Here is a 23,597-nt window from a genome sequence, read left to right on the forward strand (position 1 = left end):
ACCGAACGCGCAACGATCGTCGCAATCGTGCAGTAGTTCCCCCCGCGAGAATTTCGCCGTCCCGAAACGGAACAGTCGAACAATCATGACAACAACAAGGCGAAATTGCGAACCGGAGGACGAACGGAGGCTAAAAAACGCTCGCTATGGTTTACGAAACGGAAATGAGTCGCTGGACCATAGTCCGGTAGAGCGCGCCAAAGGTCCGAAACCCGTTGCCGGGTTTCCCTGCCGATACATATCGCAATAAGCACCCGCGCGGCTCGTCGGCCGCGGGGTGCGGCGGCCTCAGAGCTGGCCGAAGCTTCCCGTCGGTGCAGCTCTGAGGCTCCGTCCCCCGTTGGCGTGCTGCCCGTGCTCCGGCCCAACGTCCGAGAGGATATCGCAATGGACGACAGATACGATTATGGGCCGCCGGAGCGACGGGCGGCAACCGGCCTCCCCTTAGGCATAATGCTCCTGTCGATGTTGGCGATTGCCGTTTATCTGCTTGCCGGAGCGGCGCTGCTGGACGGCAGAAGCCGGGACGTCGCGGCCTACGTCGCCCGGGCAGGCGACGAAAGTCCGACTGCGGCGCCGGACAGCGGACTCCGCCCGTGACGATGGCCCCACAACCGTGCCACGGGCGTATGCGGCGCGGCACGCCTCGAATGCAAGCAAATGCTCCGGAGCAAGTTGACGCTGTGATCAAAGCTGCTAAAAAGCCAGCCGTTGGTGAATGGGCAGCAAACCCGGTAGCGATCGCCGGTTTATCGAGAACTCGGAAACGAATTTCACGAAGCTCCGCAATCACCTGGAAGAGTGGCCGAGCGGTTTAAGGCACCGGTCTTGAAAACCGGCGTGCGTGAAAGCGTACCGTGGGTTCGAATCCCACCTCTTCCGCCATTTCGGAATTGATCCGGGCACGCCGGAATTCCCAGCTTCTCGTCACTGATGGCCGTCTTCCCCACCCGCAAGGCTCGTGGCTGCCCTGCCCTTCCGACGCTTTGCGTCACCTGCAGGAGCGGAAGAAGCTGCTTTGGGACTCCATCGCGAAGGGGCGATATTCGGGTGGGTGAATTGCAGCGTGCCCTACCGGGCGGCAAGGGTGAAGCCGGCAAACGGAATGCACTGGCGCGCGGGGCCGAAAAATCTTATACAATGGGTGACCAGTGGGGTCGTAGCTCAGTTGGGAGAGCGCCGCAATCGCACTGCGGAGGTCGAGGGTTCGACTCCCTTCGACTCCACCATCTCGCTTTGTGCCGTTGCGATTCTTGCTAACACCTTGAATGGAAAGGTCGTATTGGCGGTTCGATAACCCGATTTCCGCGAGTAGCGAACAGGCTCCGCGAATACCAGCCTGAGGACTGCCCTTTTGAAGGGAAGGTCTCCATTATCGTATATATCCCAAGGGCTTGCTAATAAAGCGAGCGCCGGTTCGATAAATTCTTCCAGCCGGCGTGCCGGGGGCACGATTCGAGCTATCTTCTCTTCGAGAAGCAACTTCTCCCGTTCCAGCTTCTCGATCTTGTCCTCATAGGCTTTTATTACCGTCGCGTTTCCAGTCTCGATGATTCGGTCGAGGAGCGTCTGTATTTGCTTCTCGACACTACGGAGTTGGTTTTCGACCTGGCCCTTGCCCTGATGAGCTTCGGCAGCCCGCATGTTCCACGCATCAATGAACATCGTTTTAGCCAATCCAAACAGCTCGCGCGTCGGCTGAAGGCTCTGCAAAATCTCCGCAAACCCGCCCTCTATTTTGTCACGAGGGATTGATTTGCGGCTATTTTCGCAACCTTCTGTATCGCAAAGGTAGTATGGATAGTATTTGGAGCGGCCCTTCGACCAGCAAGCGGTCATTACGCGGCCGCAGTCATCGCAGAGGACGAAACCGCGCAGCGGGAAATCCTGATTGATGTCCTTCCGCACGGGAGCCTTCGGATTTTCGTTCAGGCGCTCCTGAATCCGCTCGAACGTCTCCAGGCTGATTAAAGGTTCATGGTGCCCTTTTCGTGGTGACACGCCCCACGCCGGCATACCGACGTAGCCCGCATAGATAATATTCGTTAGTAGGCGCTCAACCCGGGTGTAGTACAGTTTGCCGGTACTCGTGTCTTTAGGGAACGCAGGCCTTGCATCTAAGAAGTGCTTGAACTCGCCCTTTGACTGCAGATGCCCAGAAGCGAAGCTTTCCAGAGCCTCAACGAGAATGGACGCGACTGGCTCGACTCGAACCAAAATCTTCCCATGCTCTCTATCCGCGGCGTACTTATAGCCTATCGGCGGGGCGAACACCGCATAACCCCTTTCAAGTCTTGCTGTCATCTTCTGGATTACTTGACGTTGATTCTGGGACCGTTCAAGCTCTCCCGTAGCGGCGAACATCGTCTCGACGAACCTTCCCTCCGGGGTGTCTTCTAGTTTTAGGTTCAAGCATACGACGTCCGCTCCGCGCGTCCTAAACTCGCGGCGAAGCCTCCAGTGAAACTCCGTATCGCGCGCAAATCGCTTGAGATCATCGAAAATGATGACGTAGGGCTTCCCTGGTTGGGCATCGAGGTAACTCAAGAGTGCCACAATGCCAGGACGTTTCATGAAATCACCGCCACCCGTGATGTCATCGGGGAAAACAGCCGCGACCTCTAAGTCGTTTTGGTCAGCAAATTGGCGGCAACGGTGCTCCTGGCTCTCTAAGCCATGGCCTTCAATTTTCTGTCTCGGACTGGATACGCGGCAATAGATAATCGCTTGCGGCTTGCCGGTCGGCTCTACGCTTTCCTTTTTCATTCTGCCTCCAGTACGCCCACGGGGCTCGAACAAGTTGATTGTCTTTACGGTAGGATTTCTTCGGTTTTACCGCATGGAAGGCCATATCCGCTTCCACCGCGCCATCCGCGGGATTCTGTCGGTAGACTCCCTGCAGCGGGTGAACGCCGAAACCGAGCTCAACGAACGTCATGACGATGGACCACAGCGACTGGCCTGGACCTCGTAACCTTTCAATTCTGCGTACTGGCGGCAACGGTGCTCCTGACTCTCCGGGCCGCTCCCCTCAATCTTCCGTTTTGTTCTGGATACGCGGCAATAGATAATCCCTTTCGGGGCAACTGCCGCCTCTTCATTTTCCTTTTTCATTCTGCCTCCAGAACGACCAGCGGGCTTGAATATGTCGATGGCCTTATACGATCGGCTTTCTTCGATTTTACCGCATCGAAAGCCCTTGTTGCTCCTACCGCGCCATTTGCGGAATTCTGTCCGTAGACTGCTTGCAGCGGGTGAACGCCGAAGCCAAGCTCGACGAAGGTCATGACGATGAACCATAGCGACTGCGTGAACTCTTCCTTCTGCGCGGCGCTCAGGTCCGCAGCGTCGAACCAGGCCTGATACCTTTCGACATCCACGGTTACGATGGGCCGAGCCGACGTAACGAAGCCGTCGGTAAGGTCGTTTCTAACAAGATTGCTTTCGCCTTTGTTTGTGCGGTTTCTCTTATCCTTCATGATGCAAGCCTTCCCACCGCCGACGGTGTCAAAGCCTCTCCCGTGCATACTTAGGACGCGGCGCTTTCCTTTGCGCTCCGACTCCGACCCTCGCATTGCCGACCCCTTTCTGGTTAGGTGCGCCTCTCTTTTTTTGAGAGTCCGACGTTCTATTTTCGTACTGCAAGGCTATGTGTGATTCTGGACCATCCGTTCCAAAGATGCGTTCCTGTCTGTTTAGCGGCGCTATCGTCATTCACGTTAATCGCTGTTCGACTAGAAAGGCGGCCCGGGCAGTCTAAGGCTGGTCGCTGATATTGGAGTTCCTGCCCGAATTTCACGTTAGCCAATACTAATAGAGGAGACGGGAGAGAGTCAATAACCCATTGAAATTACAAACGAAGTCTTGAATTTTTGTTCGATGGACACCTGATGGTCTGAGCTGGAAACGTCCAACGATGTCTCGAATTTTCTTCTTCGGATGGTCTGAGTCTTTCAATACTTGTCGCTACCGAACTCTCGCAAAAGCTGCCACTGAAGCGGCACGAATTTCGCGACCTCGAGTTCAGCTCTAGGACGAGCGATAGACTCGATGGCAGTATGACGAATCGCCTCGCGTCTATTAATTGTAAGAGCGTTGGCGAAGACTACTTCGCCGACATTACAGGGTGACACGCGAAGGAATTGGAAGACGTCGTTGAAAAGTCAGCATAAATCGAAAGACTCAGCTCAATGAGCCTCGAGGCGGCAATAGCCAGGCGATATCCGTTTCCGGGCAAAGCTGGAGACGCGATTCGAGAACGAACACTTCGCCTGTGTCGGGATCATATCGCGTCCGGCCTCGCCGACAACAACTGTGAGCAACGGCTGTGCTCTGACGACCACTCCGTATTCTGGCAACAGTTTTCTGAAGTGCTCCTGGCGCATCAACTGAAAGCATCCGGATTGAAGCTGTCCCACGCCGCGGAAGGTGCCGATTTTCTGATCGAACATGGCGGTCAACGCATATGGATTGAGGTGATTACGCCTGAGCCAAAAGGCCTGCCAGACGCCTGGATAAATCACACCGTCGGTAACGTAGTCAGCTTCCCACACGAGGAATTGCTCCTGAGATGGACTGCTGCTCTAAAGGAAAAGGCGGAGAAACTTCTGGGGTGCGTCGATCGAAAGACTGGTGAACGGGTTCCAGGGTATCGGGATAAAGGAATAGTCCGGGAGGGCGACGTCTACGTTGTCGCGGTTAATGGGCGTCTGCTGCGTGGATTCGGAGGTGTGATGCCTGAGTTGAACGGTATCAGCCAATATCCTTTGGCGATAGAGGCAACGCTTGCGGTTGGCCCACTACAGATCAGGATCGATCGCGCGACATTGAAAGAACTTGGCGCTGGACATCAACACCGGACACGCGTTCGCAAACCGTCAGGCGCTGAAGTGCCGGGGGACACATTTCTGGACCCGACTTTCTCCCCTATCAGCGCGATCTGGGCCGTCGATGTCGATGAGATTCTGCTGCTTGGCGAACCCCGCCCGATGGTTGTCGCCCACAACCCATTGGCGTCCACACCTCTGCTTCCGAGGTTTTTGCCTGCCCAATCCGAGTACTTTGCCGATGTTCGTGACGATTACTATGAAATCCGACGCGAGGATGGGGTCTTGGTTAAGTAGGGACCTTCCGCGTCGAGGGCCCCTGGAAAAAGCCCAGGAGGCCGGTGCCGGTGGCTCTGCATCCACGGCACTCGTTTGGATACCGCGAGGCATGAATGGTGAAAGCAATTGAAGGACTGTAACAGAATGATCGCTGACCACCTGCAAGGGCTGGAAAAATTCGAATCCGGCCTTTGGAAGATCGCCGACACTCTTCGTGCGAACTCCAATCTGGCTTCGAACGAATATTTCATGCCTATCATGGGCTTGATTTTCCTCCGCCATGCGACGAACCGGTTCTATGAGGCAAAGGCTGCGATCGATGCAGATAAGGCAGCAGGCAAGATGCCGGATCGCCCGCTGGTCGATGCGGACTTCACTCGGCGTCGCGCCCTGAACCTTCCGGAAGCCGCGCGATTTGACGTTATTCTCAAGACTCCAAAAGATGGAAATCTTGGCGCGGCACTGACCGCGGCCATGGATGCAATTGAAGACGCCTTTCCGCCCTTGTCGGGTCAGTTGCCGAGAGACTACGGTCGGTTCGACGCGAGCGTTCTGGAAGAGATGATGCGCGTGTTCGATACCGAGGGCTTGCGCACGGCTTCCGGGGACGTCTTCGGACGCATCTACGAATACTTCCTCGCCGAATTTTCGAAGCAGGGCGCGCATGATGGCGGCGAGTTCTTCACGCCCCCCTCCATCGTGCAGACGATCGTGAACGTGATCGAGCCTGATCACGGTACTATTCTCGACCCTGCCTGCGGCTCGGGTGGTATGTTCGTACAATCAAGCCACTTCATTGAGGATGCCGGTCAGGACACGATGAAGCGTGTCACCTTCTTCGGTCACGAGAAGAATGAAACGACTGCCAAGCTTGCGCAGATCAACCTTGCGGTCCACGGCCTGCAGGGCACGATCCGTGCCGGAAACGAAGCCATCACTTACTACAAGGACCCGCACGAACTTGCCGGCAAGTGCGACTTTGTGATGGCCAATCCGCCATTCAATGTCGATGAAGTGGATGCGGAGAAGGTGAAGGGCGACAAGCGCCTGCCTTTCGGACTGCCGGGCGTGAACAAAACCAAGAAGGTCTCTAACGCCAATTACCTCTGGCTGTCCTATTTCTACAGCTATCTGAACGAGAGCGGTCGCGCTGGCGTTGTCATGTCTTCGCAGGCGTCGAGTGCGAGCCGCGACGAAGCTACCGTGCGCCAGAAGCTCGTCGAGACTGGCGCGGTCGATGTGATGATCGATATTCGTGGCAACTTCTTTTACACTCGCACGGTACCATGCCAGCTGTGGTTCTTCGACCGTACGAAGGAAAAGGACGAAGCGCGGCGCGACCATGTGCTGATGCTCGATGCGCGGCAAATCTTCCGCAAGGTCTCGCGCTCGGTTTGCGATTTCAGCCCCGAACAGCAGAAGAACATTGCAGCCATCGTCTGGCTCTACCGAGGCCAACAGGACCGGTTCCTGACGCTGGTGGAAAGCTATCTGGCCGAGGCGGTCGAGCTTGGCGCGGAGGCTTGGGAGCCTCTACGGGCCTACGAGGCGGCGCTCACCAAACTCAACGATCTGTTGGCCCCCTTCGCTAGGATGAAGCGCAAGGATGATTCGCTGGCTGGGCCGTGGGACGAACTGAGGCGCGCGCAGGCAATGCTCATGGCGGATGTTGAGGCGTTCGGTAAGGAGGCCATGGCGCAAGCCAAGGCATGGACGGGCGCTCCGCGGGACAGTGCTGGGCTGAATATCTCGCGGACTGCTCTGCATCCGCTGGCCGAACACTGCCGAGACTTGACGAAGCAAGTTGACCTTGCCGCTAAGCTAGCGGGGCGAGTGATTGACATTGCGGTGAAGGAGTTAAGCGCGCGGGATTTCGGCACCTGGAATAATGCTGAAGTAAGCCGGGCACGTAAGGCGCTGGACGAAGCCCGAGCGATGGCCGTGGAGGCACTTCGACAGACACGCTATTTCGTCAAGCAGGCCGACTGGTTGCAAGAGCGGTTCCCGGATGCAGTGCTATGCGATGTCGAGGGGTTGGTGAGGCTCGTCCATCGCGCCACGATCCAAGCACATGACTGGAGCCTTACACCGGGCCGCTATGTCGGCGTCGCACCGGACGAGCTGGACGAGGATTTCGATTTCGAGGAGGCCTTGCGCGCCATCCATATCGACCTCAAGGGGCTGAACGAGGAGGCAGCCGAATTGGCCGCGCGGATTGATAAACACTTCGTGGAGTTGGGGGCGTGAGTTTGCGTGAGTGCACCCTTGGAGAAGTGGTTCGGTTCCAAAGAGGGCATGATCTGCCGGATCAGGACCGGAAGCCCGGTGACGTGCCCGTTATTGGCTCGGCAGGGCAAAACGGGTGGCACAATGAAGCCAAGGCGAAAGGACCGGGTGTATCGATTGGCCGAAGCGGTGCATCCATCGGGAAAGTCACCTACACCCCCACGGACTATTGGCCTCATAATGCCTGTCTTTACGTGACGGATTTCCTCGGTAACAACCCACGTTTCGTCTACTACTTCCTCAAGACTAAAGACTTGACGTCGCTTAACTCGGGCGCGGCTCAGCCATCACTTAACAGAAATTTCGTTCACACTGTTCAGGTGCGGGTTCCGGGTGCCAATGAGCAGGCGGCGATCGTCTCCATCCTCGCCACCTACGACGACCTGATCGAGAATAACAGGCGGCGAATCGCGTTGTTGGAGGAAGCCGCGCGAATGCTCTACCGCGAGTGGTTCATCCACTTTCGTTTTCCAGGTCATGAGCACATCAAGATCGTTGATGGGTTGCCGGAGGGCTGGGAGCGAAAGACGCTAGGGGATGTGGCTGATACCAATAGGGAGAGTTATCAGGCAAAGGGACTTCCAGATGAGATCACCTACATCGACATCTCGTCTGTGTCGCAGGGCAGAATTCTATCGAAGACGCGATTGTTATCAAATGATGCCCCCGGACGAGCGCGCCGCAAGGCCAAATCTGGGGACATAATCTGGTCGAACGTTAGGCCGAATCTACGCGCTTATGCCCTAGTCCTAGAACCATCGGAGACAGATGTCGTCTCAACCGGATTTACGGTGCTGTCAGCCCGAGAGGTTCCTTTCACCTGGCTCTATATGTTCGTGACCACCGACCAATTCGTAGGGCACCTCGCAAACCACGCGACGGGTGCAGGCTATCCTGCTGTTCGCCCAGATGACTTCGAGCGTGCAGTTGTTGTCGTGCCACCAAAGACTCTTATGGCGCATTTTCATGAATCGATCGAACCGAACTTTCAATTGATTTCGAAACTTGAGCAGCAAAACCAGAAGCTTGCTCGGGCCCGGGACCTCCTTTTGCCCCGCCTAATGAGCGGGGAGATTGCGGTGTAACCGAGCGGCGAAGGTGGCGAAAGTAACGTTCGAAAGCCTCCCTATCAACCAATCTGGGACGACAGATGGATGAAGAACCTGATGTCAACCTCCGCGGTACTGGCGTAGACACAGGCGGAGGTCGTACGTCTGCCGCCAAACAACTTGCGCAATTAGTACTCGGCATTAAAGTCTCGCAGGATGGTTGCATCTCGAAGTTCCGGCGCAAATGGGCAGACCGGCACGGAAAGGCAGCTTCCGGAGAGTACGATTTTCGGTGGAAGGTGAATGGCAGTTACTGGCATTAACAGCGAAGATCGGCTGGTGCAGAAAACTTTCGCCGAGCATTTGAAAGACAAGCTCGGCTGGGAGACTGTCTATGCCTTCAACGAAGAGACTTTCGGGTCGGACGGTACGCTCGGCCGTAGCAACACCAACGAAGCAGTCCTCACCCGCGACCTTCACGCGGCGTTGCGACGTCTAAACCCCGAACTGCCGACTTCCGCCATCGAAGACGCCGCGCGAGCGCTCAGGGTCAATGACTTCAGCCGCTCGCTGATCCAGCATAATCAAGACTTCGCCCGCCTGATCCGCAATGGCATCCCCGTCTCCTGGCGTGACGCCACAGAGAAACTTCATGATGTCCGCGCACGTGTGATCGACTTTGACAACAAACCTGGATCGAACCGCTTCCTTGCAGTCCGGGAACTGAAGCTTACGGGTCTGCGTACGCCGAACTATAATCGTCGTGCCGACCTGGTCTGCTTCGTCAACGGGCTACCTCTTGTCTTCATAGAGTTGAAGGCGGTGTACAAGAACATCCGCGCCGGATTTGATGGCAATTTATGCGACTACATGGACGAAAGCGTTATCGCCCATGCCTTCCACCACAACGCCTTTCTGATCGTGTCGAATGGTGACCGCGCCCGCTATGGTTCGATTACCAGCGAATGGGATCATTTTTACGAGTGGAAGCGGCAGGACGAAGCCGAAAATGGCAAGGTGGACGCCGAAGCACTGCTTGACGGTATGTTGGCGCATGACCGCCTGCTCGATATTGTCGAGAACTTCATTCTGTTCGACGAAAGCAAGGCAGGGAAGACCCGTAAGGTGGTGGCGCGCAACCATCAGGTTCTCGGTGTAAACCGTGCGGTGGCGTCCGTCGCCTATCAGGAAGAGCTGAAGCGAGAATTCCCGCCCGAAAAGCGGCTTCGGCACCGCGTCATCGAACTGCCGCTGGACAAGCGCGCCGCTGAAGATCAGAAGCGGCTCCTGGGGGCAAAGGAGGCTGGTTTGCCAGCCTTGCCGTCTTTTATTCCCGAGGGAACGGTCAATATCGTCGAACGTGCTCATCCAGACCTCGGAAGACTCGGGGTCTTCTGGCACACGCAAGGCAGTGGCAAGAGCTACTCGATGGCTTTTTTCGCCGAGAAGGTCCGTCGCAAGATCGAGGGCAATTTCACCTTCCTGCTGATGACAGACCGGCAAGACCTCGACAGCCAGATTTACAAGTCTTTCGTGGGAACCGGCGTTGTGGACAAGGACACACCACGTGCGGCTTCGGGGACAGACCTGCAAAGACTGCTGCAGGAGAACCATCGCTACATTTTCAGCCTGATCCACAAGTTCAATCAGGATGTCGACCCGAAGAATCCCTATAGCGAGCGCGACGACATCATCGTGATATCGGACGAGGCGCACCGCACCCAGTCGGGGCGGCTCGCGCGCAACATGCGTCTGGCGCTGCCAAATGCCGCCTTCATCGGCTTCACGGGTACGCCTCTCTTCAAGCAGGATGAGATCACCAAGCGCATCTTCGGAGACTACGTTTCCAAATATGATTTCAAGCGGTCCGAAGAGGATGGCGCGACCGTCAAACTCATCTATGAGAACCGGGGCGAAAAGCTTGGCGTCGCCCGAGCGGATTTGAACGACCGCATCGCGGCGAAAATCGAGGAGGCCGAACTCGACCCCGATCAGGCCACACTCCTCGATAAACTGCTTGGCAAGGACTACGAGGTCATCACCGCTGACGAACGGCTCGACAAAATCGCGTCGGATTTCGTCGAGCATTGCGCCACGCGGTGGGAAACTGGCAAGTCTCTATTTGTCTGTATCGACAAGATCACCTGCGCCCGCATGCATCAGCGGATCATGCCGCACTGGCAGGCCAAGACCGCGGAAGTCCGCGCAGAACTCAAAGCCAAAAAAGCTGAAGCCCTAGCGACCGCCGACGAAGCCGCCCGTGCCGTGCTGAACGACAAGATTGAGAGTCTCGAAAAGAAGGCGACGTGGCTCGACGAAACGATTGTCGAGATCATCATCAGCGAAGCGCAGAACGAGGTGGCCGATTTCAAAAAATGGGGCTTCGACATAATCCCTCATCGCGCACTGATGAAAAAGGGCTTCGAGACCGACAGCGGTGAACGCGTTGACGTCGAAACCGCATTCAAGGACCCCAAGCATCCCTTCCGCGTGGCGATCGTTTGCGCGATGTGGTTGACGGGGTTTGATGTCGAATGCCTTTCGACCCTGTACATCGACAAGCCGATGAAGGCGCATACACTGATGCAGGCCATAGCCCGGGCCAACCGGGTCTATCCCGGGAAGGACCACGGCCTCATCGTCGACTACAACGGTATGTTGAAGAGTCTCCGCGCCGCACTTGCCCAGTACGCTCTGGGTGAGGATGGTGCTGGCGGCGAGGAAATCGTCGCGCCAATCGAAGAGCGGGTTCAGGCTCTTGTCGAGGCCATCGAGGCAACCGAGGCGCATTTGCGTGGGCTCGGTTTCGATCCGGTGATATTGATCGGGGCGAAGGGTTTCTCACGGATAAAGGGCCTAGCGGACGCCGTGGACGCAGTCTATTCAACCGATGAAACCAAACGCCGCTTTGAAATCATGGCTCGACAGGTCTTCATCCGCTTCAAGTCGCTGCTGGTGGAACCGAGCGTATTCGCTTTTGCAGAACGCCACGACAATATCGAAGCCATCTACAAGAAGCTGACCGAACGGCGCGACACGGCCGATGTCACCGCGCTGTTGAAGGAGCTGCATCGGATCGTCAACGACTCCATCCGGACTGAGGCACTTGGTCAAGACCAGGCCGAGGGCCTGACTTTCGATCTCAGCCAAATAAACCTCGAACGGCTGCGTGACGAGTTCTCCAAGAAGGTCAGCCGCAAAGCGACGACAATTCAGGACATCCGTAGCATCGTTGAGCAGAAGCTTGCGGAGATGCTGGCGCGCAATCCTACGCGCATGGACTTCCAGAGAAAATACGAAGACATCGTTGCCGACTACAACAGCGAAAAGGACCGCACGACGATCGAGGAGACCTTCAGGCGGCTGGTTGAACTTGTTCAAAGCCTCGACGAGGAACAGGAGCGGGCTGCGAGAGAGAACCTCTCGGATGAGGAACTGGCCGTATTCGACTTGCTGAAACGGGACGATCTGAGCAAGACGGATCGTGAACGTGTCAAGCAGGCGAGCCGGGAGATGTTGGCCACGATCAAGCAGCAGCTCGCAAAACTCGAACGTTTTTGGGAAAAGGAGCAGACGAAGGGCGAAGTGGAGACATTAATTCTGGATGAAGTCTTCATCAAGCTCCCGACGCCACCCTTCACGCCAGAGGAAAAACAGCTTGTTGCCAACAACGTCTACGCGCATTTTTGGCAGCAGGCGATGACCGGGGGATATGCAAGATTCTAACAAGCTGACTTGGCTGCGGCCGTAACGACTCGATCGTCCAAAATGACCGCCGAAAGCGGACCGGTCATGCACCAGAGTTTCGCGCCGTAGCAGGTTGAGGCCTACCTGTACCGCCCTACGAAACGCACGACTTTATCGATCAGGTTCTGCGCGCGTTGGAGTGCATCATTCTCGCTGATCTGTGCGCTCGACTAATTCTCCTGCCCCGGGATCAATTCAATCAACCGATACCCGGGTACCTCAGGTTCGCGCCTGCCCTCGGCAAGGCGCTATTCCATTCTCAAACCCCGACACCCGGCGAGGAGATTGTTCGTGTAGTCTCGCAGGGCGTGCGCAGCTTCGTGACGCTCATCGGCTTGAAACTGTTCAATTCTCCCATCTCGCAATTCGAAAAACTCGCCTGTGCCGTCTATAAACGGCGGGGCAATATCGCGGAAGGGACCGCTAAGCATATCTAGTGTCACCACACGCTCGACCTGTCTGGCGTACTCTGCGCAAATTGCGCCTCCCGCCTCCGACTCTTTGATGAACCTCTCCATGGAAGGGTTCACATCCGCCAGTCGGAGCGGCTGTTCTAGTGAAGCGGCCGCCCGGGCGAGTATGGTCTGTTCGTCATCGAGGTTGGATTGCACGAGGCTGCGTGCGACGTAGGCGGCCTCGTCTCCGTCGTATTGGCCTGCGTTCCAAACCAGACATGCAAAAGCGTACCCTCGGTCCTGGTTGCGACGGAACACACGATTTCCGTCTTTCAAGATCGCGAACTCTTTTGGAGGACGCAAAAGATTGAAGTCTTGCTCGCTCATATTGAGCGCCACTAGCGCGAGGGCCGCGGCCAAGCGATAGGTAAGCGCGACTTCGGTTGTCCGAGCATGAAACGCGACAATGTGGGCGGCCGCATTATATTCGATGAGCCGGTGATCATAAACGAGGCTTGCAAATTCCCTCTCCAGTCCGACCAATTCGACACGCCTTACATTCTCATCCGGCTCGCTATGAATTGCACGGATTGCCTCGTTCAACTCCGACGATGTTGCCCTCGCCTCTAAGAGCGCCCCAACCGAGATAGGTTGCCGCGCGAACGTTTCCTTGGTGTCATGCTCGCCGAACTTGACGAAGAGAAGCGGCAGTCTGCTGTCCAACTGGCCTTTGGGATCGATTTCCATTCCTGCGGAAAACTCGATCGACCAAGGTCGAGTTAGGCCATGCAGCGATCTGGGCGGGCGCGTATGTTGATAATAGGCCGGCAAAAGCACCCGCCTATCCAAATCGAACAGCGACACAATATCGGGGAATCCGTCCTCGCGTCGTCGTTCCATTGCCCGGAGAGCCTTACATATTGCGATCGCATAATTCCGTCCCCATCGGGTACCGAAAAAATCGAACCAATGCGTCATTTCGTGGCATAGGACCTGAATATCTTGACGCACATTCATGAGGTTCCCTGCTTGGAGCGCCGCCTCCACTGAGCCTCTCCTGAATACCGCCACCTCAACGATCGTCGAATGAGGGGTGAAGGAGCCGTCCGATTTCTGATTGGGAAACGCTAAAACGTGGCGCTTGCGCTCTTCGATTTTCTCCGCCGAGAAACGGTAATCCGGGTTGCCAATAAACACTTCTTTTGCCCGCTTAGGTTGGCACAATCTTCCGGACCTATTTAGCCGAATGGCTCAGCAGATCATAAGCCCATTTTCTAATGAGCGTTGCGACGAGTGAAGCCGCCTCCTCGATTGGGCGGCGGTCTGTATTAGCTTGAATCTTAGGGAGATTCGTTTGAACCAAGAGCTTACAAGAAGCAAGTTCGTCAGTATTCTAAAAGACGGCGTTTCGCGAACCGAAACATTCATGGCATATCTTACCGAATACCACGGCGCACCTACTCGAACAGAGTACATGTTAACCGCTGATATCGCCCGCGCTTTTCTGGACAAATATTACGAAGTTAGCGTGGAGTTCCTCAATCGTGAACTGGTCTCATCAGCATTAACCAAAAGGCCTGATTGGAATCCCCGCTCCCACTTGGCTCAAAGCGAACCGATGTCGTTGTCGCCGAAAGCGGATTCTTGCCCCGCGCCATGATCGTGGTAAAGATAGGCGTCCGGAAAACGCTCTCACCAATTAGAGCCGACCTTGATGCGAATGCAAGACTAATCGCCGTTACACGGCTCGGCCCTCCTTTGACCAAGTCCAAGCACTGATGCGTGCAGAGGCGACCCCCGTAAAGCTGGGAGCGTCGTTGGTTTTTCACCCCCACTGGATATCGCTGAGGATTTCGATAGTGTTTCGCAATCGGAGCCTGTGATTCACTGTGGTGCCCGCTCCGATTACATGCAGATGAGGAAGATTTGGTGTCGGATCAGGACCCGGCGAAGCCGCGGCAATTTCACTTCGTTCGTCATGGGGATCAATCGTGCACGGCACTCGATTGGGAGACTGGGCCTAGCATCGTCCGTAAAGCTCTGAGCGAAGCTCTCAATGCGCGCAATATCGCGTTTCTCCTCGGAGCAGGCTGCTCCTCGCTGGAAATCGACGATAACCAGCGGGGTATCCCGACGATGGCCCCGTTGGCTTCCGAGTTCTGCAAGCATCCCTTGCCGCCGGACTTCGACGACAATCTCGACCCTATCAAACCGCCCGAGTGGGGGCTTACTTCCGAAGAAGTCGAGTTTCTCAAAGTGAGAGGCGCAGCCCTACAAGAAACCGAATACACGTGGAATCTCGAACGGCTTATGGAGCTCCTGTTCAGCCTAGCGTTCATCTACAGGCGCAGCGACAATCCTAAGCATGCCAGCTTCCTTCAGACTGTCGAGGTCATTATCAACAAGGTGAAAAGCTTTCTCTGGGAAAGGTGCACAAAAGGGGAGTTCGCCTCCGGAGACAACGCGGTCCTGGACGTGTACGAGAGCTTCTACCGCCGCCTGGTGTTGCGGGATAGGTCGTTGCCCCGGCCATGGATTTTCACAACCAATTACGACCTATTCAACGAGCGCGCGATGGATCGCCTCGGTTTGCCATATGCCAACGGGTTTTCGGGAGTTGTCGAGCGTCGATTCAATCCTGCCACTTTCCGCTACGCCCTCGCCGAACAGCTCGACGTCACGAGCCGGAAGTGGTCCGCCGTCGACGGATTTGTGTATCTTTGCAAGCTGCACGGCTCGTTGAGCTGGACAGAGGATGACCACGGCCTGTTTCCCATCCGCGAGCTTTGGCCGCAGGATGGTGCGTCCAAGGTTATGATCTATCCGACTCCGGCTAAGCAGAATTCGAGTCTCGGCTCGCCTTATTCTGACCTTTTCCGCGAGTTTCAAAGCCGTGTCGTACGAGAGCAGAGCGTACTGATTACGGCCGGTTTCGCGTTCGGTGACGAGCATCTAAACAACATCATCTATCAGGCACTGACCATTCCGACGTTCAGGCTGATCGTGTTCGCAAATCCCAACGCCAAGGGAGAGATCGCCAAGCTGCGCGGACTCTGTGACGAACGCATCTGGATCATCGGCGGCGACGGTCCCGACGAGAAAAACCCCGCCCACTACTTCAACATGATCGTCGAGCACTTCATGCCGCAGAGGCAGAGCGACAGGATTGACGACGCGGTTCGCCGGGTCATGGAGACCATGGGAGCGAAGAAAGACGCAACAGATGGGTAATGACGATCGCCGGCGCGCCATCGGAAAAGTGATATCCGTCTCCGCGGACCGGTTTGTAGTCGAGGTTCACGCCGGAACCGACAATTTTACTGTCGTCGGATTCGATGGCGTTCACTACGTCGCACGCCTCGGATCGTTTCTAATGATTCCCACGCCTCCCGAGTATGTCGTGGCGGAGGTCGTGGGCTTACGGGAAAGGGACGGCCAGTCCCGTGACGGCGGAGAAATGGAAAAGGCAAGTGCAGCCAAGTTTCTCGATCTCGTCCCGGTCGGGATGCTCCCCATGGCGAGCGACGGAAAGTTCCGCTTCGGCGTCTCGGTTTTCCCCTCGCTTTTCGCCGACGTCTTGTATTCGTTGGACGCTGAACTAGATCGCATATTCGACACTGAGAAAGACGCGGAGCCGTCGACGGGCGAGGATGGGGGACCGCCCACGCCACCCAAAGCGACCCGCTTCCGCAATCTGGCCATCGGCAAGTCCGTCATCTTCGAAGATTACCAGGTCAAGGTCAGGATTGACGACTTTTTCGGCGGCCACGTGGCGGTGCTTGGCAACACCGGGAGCGGCAAGTCGTGCACCGTCGCATCGGTCCTGCAATCGCTCTTCGAAAAAGCGGACGAGCATCGCGCCCGAGGCGCGACATTCGTCGTCCTTGACGTAAACGGCGAGTACCATGAAGCATTCAGTGAACTGGGAATCCGGGCCGAGATCGGAGTCAAGCGGCTTATCATCGACGGGACGTCTGCCGCCGGGGCCTTCCGACTGCCCCATTGGTTCCTCGACCTTTCGGAATGGGAGCTCCTACTGCAGGCCAGCGAGCGAACGCAACTCCCTATCCTACGGATGGCACTGGGTTTGGTTTCGCTGTTCGGCCAAGCTTCGGGAGCTCAACTCACGAAGATCAGAAACCACATCCTCGCGACCTGCATCACACAGATATTGGGTGACGAAACACCGCCGGGGGCGAAGGAGACGCGGATTCGCGGTATCCTACAGCGATTTCGCACGACTGAGATAAACGCGGGGGTCCTGGACCCGGACATCAAGGTCAATTTCGGCAACATGCCGGGACTGGCGAATGCATATACATACCTCGCGGGCTCCAACGGTGCGGGCGGTTTCATTGACCCGGCGATCAAATTCCCTGACTACGAAAACATACCTTTCGATTTCATCGCGCTTGGAGATGCGATCGATCTGGCCCTGCTTTACGAGGAGGCTCACGGAAACCGGCAAATCCGAGATTACTGCTCGCAGATGGTCACCCGCTTCAAGGCGCTGGAGAAACGGCTTGATTACGAGTTTCTCCGGCATACATCCACCGATCAGGTGTCGCAGTCCGAATTCCTTGCCGGGTTGCTGGGCCTGACTGCCGCTCAAGGGGACGGATACGTCAAATCGTCCCAGATCGTCATTCTCGACATGAACGCCGTGGAAGACGAGGTCGTGGAGCTCGTCAGTGCCGTACTCGCGCGGATTGTGTTTCGGCTCCTTCGGCACGCTGAACCACGCAACCACTTCCCCGTGCATCTGTTGCTTGAGGAGGCTCATCGCTACGTGGCTTCGACGCCTTCGCGATATGCCATGGACGCCGGGCGCATCTTCGAGCGCATTGCCAAGGAGGGCCGGAAATATGGGTTGTTCCTCCTTGTCGCATCGCAGCGCCCGAGCGAATTGTCCAAGACCGTGCTTTCCCAGTGTTCGAATTTCGTCGTTCACCGAATTCAAAACCCTGATGACCTGTCCCAGATCAGGCAGATGACGCCTTTCATTTCCGACAGCGTCTTGAAACGGCTGCCTTCGCTTCCGAAGCAGCACGCGCTCGTCTTCGGCAATTCCGTCAATCTTCCTACGACGTTCAAGGTTCGCCGTGCTGACCCGGTGCCTGCAAGCACTGATGCTCAGATCGTCGATCTATGGTTTCAGGAAAATGGACGAAAAACCCTACTGACGCTCGAGTCGACGTCGGGCGCAGAACAATAGATGCAGCTTCGACGGCCCAATCGCGCGATCCCAAACATCGCCGCTCAGCGGCGACCGCCACCTTCTGGCCAGTTGACGAAGTGGAAAACCGATGCCTCGGCAGAATGAGAATCCAACCCGCAGGCTAAAGCAAGACGTGGTCGTTAAGGCGATATCCGGGATGAAGCTCGAGCACCTATCAAATGAAATGGCGCGGCTGGGTTGGGAGATTTCGTTCGTCGGAGAACTCGCTGGGTATCTGAGGCGTGCGAACGGTTTAGTGATTCAGCACCCGGACGCTAAGAAGGAAACCCGCAGAGAGGCCTTTCTGGACGGGGTAGAGAAGCTCATCGAGGAAAAATGCCCGGAGGGTCTGCTCGAAATCCGTCGATCGAGGAGGCAGCTCCGGTTCTCCGAGGACGGATATCGGCGAATCCTTGGGTTTACTACCGAAACGGATTGGTATCGCCTCGAGCCGAATCAAAGGGTGTCGGCCGCCCTCCATCGTGCGATGGAGGACGTAGACGACGCCCTCGATTTAGCGAGGCAACAAGTCGCTGCCAATAAACATATGAACTTCGGTACACCAGTAGTTCGCGACGAAGAAGGTCGGCCAGTTGACGTCGAAAGCCCGATTGACACGACGATGTCGGGCCTCGCAGCAACACTCATGATGACGGCATACCAGGAAGGATGGTTTCAAGGTGACATCCTAGTACTGCCGAATTTACCGGCCGTCGATGTCAATGACACGTACAAGGCGGGTAGCGCCCTCAGGCTCGCCGGCCATTGGGAGCAATGGGAGTCAATCGAAGAATCCGCGAGATTTCTTGGACCTGACCTTGAGCTGCTTTCCAAAGACCAACTACCGCCTGAGGTCCCGGAAGTACACGACCTAGCTTACCGGTACTCTGTCCCGCACTTCCAATGGTTCAATCATGCTGCTCAATGGCGGACGGTGGACCAGTCGCGTCAAAGCCGAAACGAAATCGATCGACATCCGCTTAAACCCATTCCAAGGAGCTTAGAGGAGAGCCCGGCGCTCGCGCCGCTCGAGTTCGTAAGCGAAAATGAAATACACGGACACGCGGGGCTGAACAATCGTCTCGGGTTAGAAACCGGCAACAGCAAACGTCTGTATGGTGGGCTGAGAATAGTCGAATGGTTGCGCGGGTATGCGGTTTTGAGTTTGTTGGCTAGGCAGCGCTTTGATGAAAACAGAGAGCACCTGCAAATCTGGAATCTGAAAGAGCTTTCCGCCGCCCTGTGCAAGGGTGGCTTGCAACCTAATAAGGCGACCGTGTTCCTTGAGAACGCAACATTCGGAAAAGCGCGAAACGACTTGTTTGATAGTCCGCTTCTGCGTCTGCACGACGGCCGCATAATCTTGATTGCGCCTTGCGCCATCGACAGCAGTCCAGCGGAGATTGTTACGTCTGTATTCGCACGGCTGGGCTTTCAGGTCGATGGTGCGGATTTCGAAGACAGAGTGCGAGAGCTGTTTGAAGCGAATGGCATTCCGGTAAAAGCTTTCAAAACTAAGATTGCCGGTGAAGAGTATGAATATGATGCGATCGTAAACTGGGGCGACCACGTCTTTCTATTTGAATGCAAGAACCGCAGCCTTCCGGGTGCACGAGCAATTCCCGCCTATTACTTCCAGATGGAGTTGGCCGAAAACGTGCATCAGATTACGAGGCAGCGAGATGGTTTGCTAGCATCGCCCCAAATGCTGAACGATCACTTCGGTCCCGGAACCTCCGAAAAACCAATCACGATGGTTGTCCTGCGCAACCTACCCTTTTCAATGGGTCGCCAGAGAGATGGAGTACATTTTTACGACTTTTCGGCTCTGCAACGGTTCTTCCATTCACGATCCTTGACTATGACGTACGGCCCGTTGCGAGCGTTGGAGACGTTCGAGCACACAGCGCTCTGGTCGGGGACGGAGCCTTCCCCCGAGGACTTGCTCAGGGAACTGCAGGAACCCTCTCAGTTACGGATAAACCGTTTTCATACGAGAACTATGCCGCGCATTATTGGGTTAGACACAACGACTGTCGCCTTGGATGTGGCATTCGTGCGCGAAGAATTTACAGTCGAAACAATGAAATCGTGGAGGGCAGAACAACTTAAAGCTGTAGCCGCTTTGCCTGATCCGTGAACAGGAGTTCGGCCGCAATGTTGGCAGAAAATCTAAAATACCGCGGCAGACCCACCTAGACTATTTAATTCTCCAACGCCCATCGGCAGTGTGCTTTTATTCCCGGAACCTCCATCGCCGCAGCGCCGCATAGACTTCCTTCTCGATCGCGTCCTTGTCCGTACCCGATAAGGCATCTTCGGCCGCTTTTCGAACCCAGGATGGATCGCGGGTATCGTACCCCAACGGGTCATCGGTAGCTGGCATGGAGGGGTCTTTCGAAGCTGGCCGCTCCGTTTCGGTCGCCGTTTTTGCCGGCGCAGCGCCTAATCGTTGTTTGGAGACCAAGATGCGTCGCCTGAGTGGACGAAACCCGACCTCGTCGAGACCAGACCCAAAAGAGCGGCCTTCAGCGCGTTGCTCCTGTCCCGGCTTCGACTTGATCGATCGGGTCCCTTGCCTCTTTCGAGATCGTCGTTTTCTCGGCATGTCTACGTACCCATGCTACGCGGACGCTTTGCAAGGCTGACTGTCGGCCGGCGACGTCTTTCAACAATCTCCCGGACCTCGTCGCCAGACAGCGATTTCGCTTGGATCAATCGTCCGGCGATCTCATCCAATGCGGCGCGTCCGCCGAGGACGATCTCCTTTGATCGCTCGAACTCGTTGGCTATGAGGTCGTGCACCCGCTTCCGCAATTCGGGATCGCTGGCACGAAGGGCATCAAAGCGATTCCGGACGTTATCCGCAACCATCAGCGTGTGTCCCATGCCGAGGCCGGCCTCCAAGAGAGTTGCCGTCCTGGTCACGGTGTTCAGGTCGGCATTGTGGGAACCGGCCGCGCCGTCGAAGAAGGCTTCGAACACCACGGTTTCGGCTGCGATGCCCCCCAAGGTCACCGCTATATCGTCAAGGTATCCAGCCCTGGTCCTGCGCATATGCCGCGGCATCGCGTAGGTCGCCCCGCCGACCTGATCGCCATTTCCGGGTATGGCGTAGCTGGCGATTTTAACGCTCACCAGTTCACCGAACCCGAGCTCAACGGCGACAAGCGCATGCCCCGCTTCATGGACAGCGACGGAACGAAGGTAATCCGGCGGAAGCTCGGGTGCCGGCGGCAATTCGCCTACGATGTGCGTGCCGGCGAGGTCCTCCCTCCGCCTTCTTGCCGATCGTTTTGCAAACCGCACCAGTTGCTCGATGTCGGCTCCGGAGTAGCCCTCGGTCGCGAGCGCGAACTGCTCCGCCTGGTTCGGATCGAGGTCAATCCCGCTGTGATACTTCAGGATCGAACGCCGGGCTTTCTCGTCCGGCAGCATTACCTCGAAATGCTGGCCGAGCCGGCCCGAGCGGCGGAGTGCCGGGTCAAGCTGTTCGGGGTTGTTGCACGCCGAAACGACGATGACACCCTTGCGGCGGTTGAACCCGTCCAGCAACTCGAGAAACGCCGCGATCACGGCGCGCATGTAGTTTCGATTACGGTCGGTTTCGCTTCGGTCTCCGACCGTATCGACCTCGTCGACGAAAAGGATCGCCGGGGCTTTTGCCTCGGCCTCCTCGAAAGAAGCACGCATCGCCTTCAAGTGTTGATCGAGGGCACCCGCCGTCTGCCAGGCGGAAACCGAACCGTAAATCACCGGGATGCCGCAGGTTTTGGCCAGTGCAGCGGCGAACATTGTTTTGCCCGAACCAGGTGGTCCGGAAATCAAGACTCCGGAATCGACGTCCTCCCACTGAATTCGTCCAGCCTTGTAGTCCGCCAGGTCGATCGCGAGATCGCGCCCCCAATCGAGAAGCGGTCCGAACCCGTGCATCTCGTCGAGCGTTGGCCCGTCGGGTTCCTCCGGTACAGCGGACGGGAGGGCACGTGGATGCTGTCGCAACCGCTCCAGCGCGGCGATCGGCCCACGACGAGTGTGGAAAGCCTGGTCTAGTTGAGACCAAGACTCCGAGAGCAGAATATCGACGTCCCTTTCGGTCACGGGAATACCGAAACGTCGCAGCGCGGCCTCGGCCTGCCTTCTCGTCGGAGGCCTGACATCCACGACGGCATCCGCAAGAAGCCACGCTTCAGTGTCGAGCTGTCGGCCGGCCTCCACGAAAAAAATCGCCTGGTCCTTATTCTGCGCCACGATTTTGTCCCGGTGGCGATGTTCGTCCCAAGCGCTGATGCAAGGATTGTAGTCTCGACTATCCCAGAGCCCCAACAGAAAGACCTCAGCGGCGCGGGAGTAAATCGGCAAGTAGCAGTCGCGCTGGACTTGCAGGATCGCGATGAACTTCGAGTTCTTTCGATTCCAACGCCGAAGCGCCGCCGCAATACCGCAATAGGCCAGGAAAACCGGCAGGGTGACATAAGGATCGTCGTTCGGTTTTGACAGCTTCCATGGGCAGCGAGACCGCTTGTCGGAACGCCTAGTCATCGCGGCGTTCTCCCAGGTCGATTACAAGACTCGGATCAAAGTCGGGGACCGGTTCATCGGGATATCCGCGCGGATTGCAGATCACCCGGGTGTCGACGATGGTGTAGTCGCTTCTATTGTGCAGATGACCGTGAACCCAGGCGATCGGTTGGTACTTGGCGATATCGGGCTCGAGATTCGAGACGAAGCTCGGCGTCAACGGTTCGCCGACGAATTCCGGAGCGAGAGATAATATGCTGGGCGAGTGATGTGTCACGACGACCGTCGGGCCGCCGTATGGCTCATCAAGGGTGGTTCGGATAAAGTGCTTGTCGAAGTGATTGAAGCCGCTCGCGTGGCCTGACGTAAACCGCTGGAACGGTTCTTTCGAAACCTTGATTTTGCGAAAGTCGTTCAGTTCGTTCTGCGCGCAACGCATCGCCCAGGACATGTTGCCGTAAAGATTGAAGTCACTCCACAGCGTCGCGCCAACGAAACGAACCCCGCCAAGGGTAACCGCGCGGCGGCTCAGCACATGGACGTTCGGGAAGCGATCGGAAGCCGTGTCCAGCGCTTCTTGCAGCCCCTCGACGATCGAACTGCGGTAGTACTCGTGATTGCCGGGGACCAGAATTACCGGCATGAACTGCGACACGTGTACGCCCAAATAGATGACGCTCTTCGCCGGCCCTCGGTCGCAGATGTCACCTGCACAAATGCAGACATCAGCCTCGGGAACTTCCAAGGGAGCGACTTTCTCGTCAAACTCGGTGTGAAGGTCTGAAAAAATCCAAGCCTTCATGACCTGCCCCTGTTGCATTTATCGAAGTGCGCAGGATCAAGTGGCGTCCCCAGCCTATACCAGCGGGAGAACGTCCTCGCGAGACCGGCTTGCGGGTCGAGGTAGTAGAGCTCGCTGGAAAAACACGGCTTCCCGTCGTCAATCCCCGGGTGTCCGCTCGGTCTGCCAATTAGGCAGGGGACCGTCCGTTTTGCCAAAGCCCATTGGTCAAGCCGAACTGTCGGAAGCGGCACGACCGTCCGGTCGCCAATAACTTCCAGGTCGTCGGCCAGGGACCGAAAACGGACAACAAGGTCGGCTCGGCTAACGCCGAACCAGTTGTTGAAAAAATCGTCTTGCATCTAACACCTCGCCTTGAGGCCTCCCTGGGCACCGCAACCCGGATGGCTGGAACCGCACTGACCGCAGCGGTCGGCCCCGTGATTCGTTTGATCGATGTCCTTATATAGGTGTTTTTTACCGTAAATCAGAGTC

At 56.6% G+C, this 23,597-nt stretch carries 15 protein-coding genes, 2 tRNA genes and 1 pseudogene; 12 read left to right on the forward strand and 6 right to left on the reverse strand.

Annotation, left to right across the window (positions count from 1 at the left end; all coding sequences use genetic code 11):
- The first annotated feature begins 387 nt into the window (after window positions 1–387).
- From ACFHWW_RS23100 to ACFHWW_RS23115, 4 genes are all read left to right on the forward strand, one after another.
- Window positions 388–600: a hypothetical protein gene (locus tag ACFHWW_RS23100; RefSeq protein ID WP_379941030.1), complete on the forward strand. Its 213-nt coding sequence runs from the start codon at window positions 388–390 to the stop codon at window positions 598–600.
- 195 nt (window positions 601–795) lie between these two features.
- Window positions 796–885: transfer RNA gene (locus tag ACFHWW_RS23105), tRNA-Ser, on the forward strand.
- 268 nt (window positions 886–1,153) lie between these two features.
- Window positions 1,154–1,229, forward strand: a tRNA-Ala gene (locus ACFHWW_RS23110).
- A gap of 346 nt (window positions 1,230–1,575) precedes the next feature.
- The gene (locus ACFHWW_RS23115; protein ID WP_379941032.1) at window positions 1,576–1,755 is read left to right on the forward strand and encodes a hypothetical protein; all 180 of its coding nucleotides are present in this window, start codon (window positions 1,576–1,578) and stop codon (window positions 1,753–1,755) included.
- Between the two features lie 27 nt (window positions 1,756–1,782).
- On the opposite strand, the pseudogene ACFHWW_RS23120 reads toward ACFHWW_RS23115, so the two are convergent.
- From ACFHWW_RS23120 to ACFHWW_RS23130, 3 genes and pseudogenes are all read right to left on the reverse strand, one after another.
- Window positions 1,783–2,766: pseudogene (locus tag ACFHWW_RS23120) on the reverse strand (recombinase family protein); the annotation flags it as partial.
- Window positions 2,684–2,938 (reverse strand): hypothetical protein, encoded by a 255-nt coding sequence (locus ACFHWW_RS23125; protein WP_379941034.1) that lies wholly within the window; start codon window positions 2,936–2,938, stop codon window positions 2,684–2,686. The gene ACFHWW_RS23125 and the pseudogene ACFHWW_RS23120, both read right to left, overlap by 83 nt.
- 172 nt (window positions 2,939–3,110) lie before the next feature.
- On the reverse strand, window positions 3,111–3,479 hold the full coding sequence (locus ACFHWW_RS23130) for a hypothetical protein (RefSeq protein WP_379941036.1): 369 nt from the start codon (window positions 3,477–3,479) through the stop codon (window positions 3,111–3,113).
- Between the two features lie 711 nt (window positions 3,480–4,190).
- Between ACFHWW_RS23130 and ACFHWW_RS23135 the strand changes: the two genes are divergently transcribed.
- The 4 genes from ACFHWW_RS23135 (at window position 4,191) to ACFHWW_RS23150 (ending at window position 12,166) form a co-directional block, all read left to right on the forward strand.
- Window positions 4,191–5,123, forward strand: a complete 933-nt coding sequence (locus ACFHWW_RS23135) for a hypothetical protein (protein WP_379941038.1) — start codon at window positions 4,191–4,193, stop codon at window positions 5,121–5,123.
- A 126-nt stretch (window positions 5,124–5,249) separates the two neighbouring features.
- Complete coding sequence (locus tag ACFHWW_RS23140) at window positions 5,250–7,352, forward strand: N-6 DNA methylase (RefSeq protein ID WP_379941040.1); 2,103 nt, start codon at window positions 5,250–5,252, stop codon at window positions 7,350–7,352.
- Window positions 7,349–8,476, forward strand: coding sequence for a restriction endonuclease subunit S (locus tag ACFHWW_RS23145; protein WP_379941042.1), 1,128 nt, complete (start codon window positions 7,349–7,351; stop codon window positions 8,474–8,476). The genes ACFHWW_RS23140 and ACFHWW_RS23145 overlap by 4 nt, the downstream gene beginning before the upstream one ends.
- A 267-nt stretch (window positions 8,477–8,743) precedes the next feature.
- The gene (locus ACFHWW_RS23150; RefSeq protein ID WP_379941044.1) at window positions 8,744–12,166 is read left to right on the forward strand and encodes a type I restriction endonuclease subunit R; all 3,423 of its coding nucleotides are present in this window, start codon (window positions 8,744–8,746) and stop codon (window positions 12,164–12,166) included.
- Between the two features lie 269 nt (window positions 12,167–12,435).
- Here ACFHWW_RS23150 and ACFHWW_RS23155 read toward each other — a convergent pair whose 3' ends face one another.
- Window positions 12,436–13,779 carry a hypothetical protein gene (locus tag ACFHWW_RS23155; protein WP_379941046.1) on the reverse strand — a complete coding sequence of 448 codons (1,344 nt, stop codon included), beginning with the start codon at window positions 13,777–13,779 and terminating at the stop codon, window positions 12,436–12,438.
- 157 nt (window positions 13,780–13,936) lie between these two features.
- On the opposite strand from ACFHWW_RS23155, the gene ACFHWW_RS23160 reads away from it, so the two are divergent.
- From ACFHWW_RS23160 to ACFHWW_RS23175, 4 genes are all read left to right on the forward strand, one after another.
- Window positions 13,937–14,242 (forward strand): hypothetical protein, encoded by a 306-nt coding sequence (locus tag ACFHWW_RS23160; protein ID WP_379941048.1) that lies wholly within the window; start codon window positions 13,937–13,939, stop codon window positions 14,240–14,242.
- Between the two features lie 269 nt (window positions 14,243–14,511).
- Window positions 14,512–15,813 (forward strand): SIR2 family protein, encoded by a 1,302-nt coding sequence (locus tag ACFHWW_RS23165; RefSeq protein ID WP_379941050.1) that lies wholly within the window; start codon window positions 14,512–14,514, stop codon window positions 15,811–15,813.
- Window positions 15,806–17,797 carry an ATP-binding protein gene (locus ACFHWW_RS23170; protein ID WP_379941052.1) on the forward strand — a complete coding sequence of 664 codons (1,992 nt, stop codon included), beginning with the start codon at window positions 15,806–15,808 and terminating at the stop codon, window positions 17,795–17,797. Before ACFHWW_RS23165 ends, ACFHWW_RS23170 begins: the two co-directional genes overlap by 8 nt.
- A 160-nt stretch (window positions 17,798–17,957) precedes the next feature.
- Complete coding sequence (locus ACFHWW_RS23175; protein ID WP_379941054.1) at window positions 17,958–19,940, forward strand: hypothetical protein; 1,983 nt, start codon at window positions 17,958–17,960, stop codon at window positions 19,938–19,940.
- A 470-nt stretch (window positions 19,941–20,410) separates the two neighbouring features.
- Here ACFHWW_RS23175 and ACFHWW_RS23180 read toward each other — a convergent pair whose 3' ends face one another.
- The gene (locus tag ACFHWW_RS23180; RefSeq protein WP_379941056.1) at window positions 20,411–22,342 is read right to left on the reverse strand and encodes an AAA family ATPase; all 1,932 of its coding nucleotides are present in this window, start codon (window positions 22,340–22,342) and stop codon (window positions 20,411–20,413) included.
- On the reverse strand, window positions 22,335–23,123 hold the full coding sequence (locus tag ACFHWW_RS23185; protein ID WP_379941058.1) for a metallophosphoesterase: 789 nt from the start codon (window positions 23,121–23,123) through the stop codon (window positions 22,335–22,337). The genes ACFHWW_RS23180 and ACFHWW_RS23185 overlap by 8 nt, the downstream gene beginning before the upstream one ends.
- Window positions 23,124–23,597: the final 474 nt, after the last annotated feature.

The sequence above is a fragment of the Sinorhizobium sp. P24N7 genome (assembly GCF_042436655.1).
Classification (GTDB): Bacteria; Pseudomonadota; Alphaproteobacteria; order Rhizobiales; family Rhizobiaceae; genus Sinorhizobium; species Sinorhizobium meliloti_A.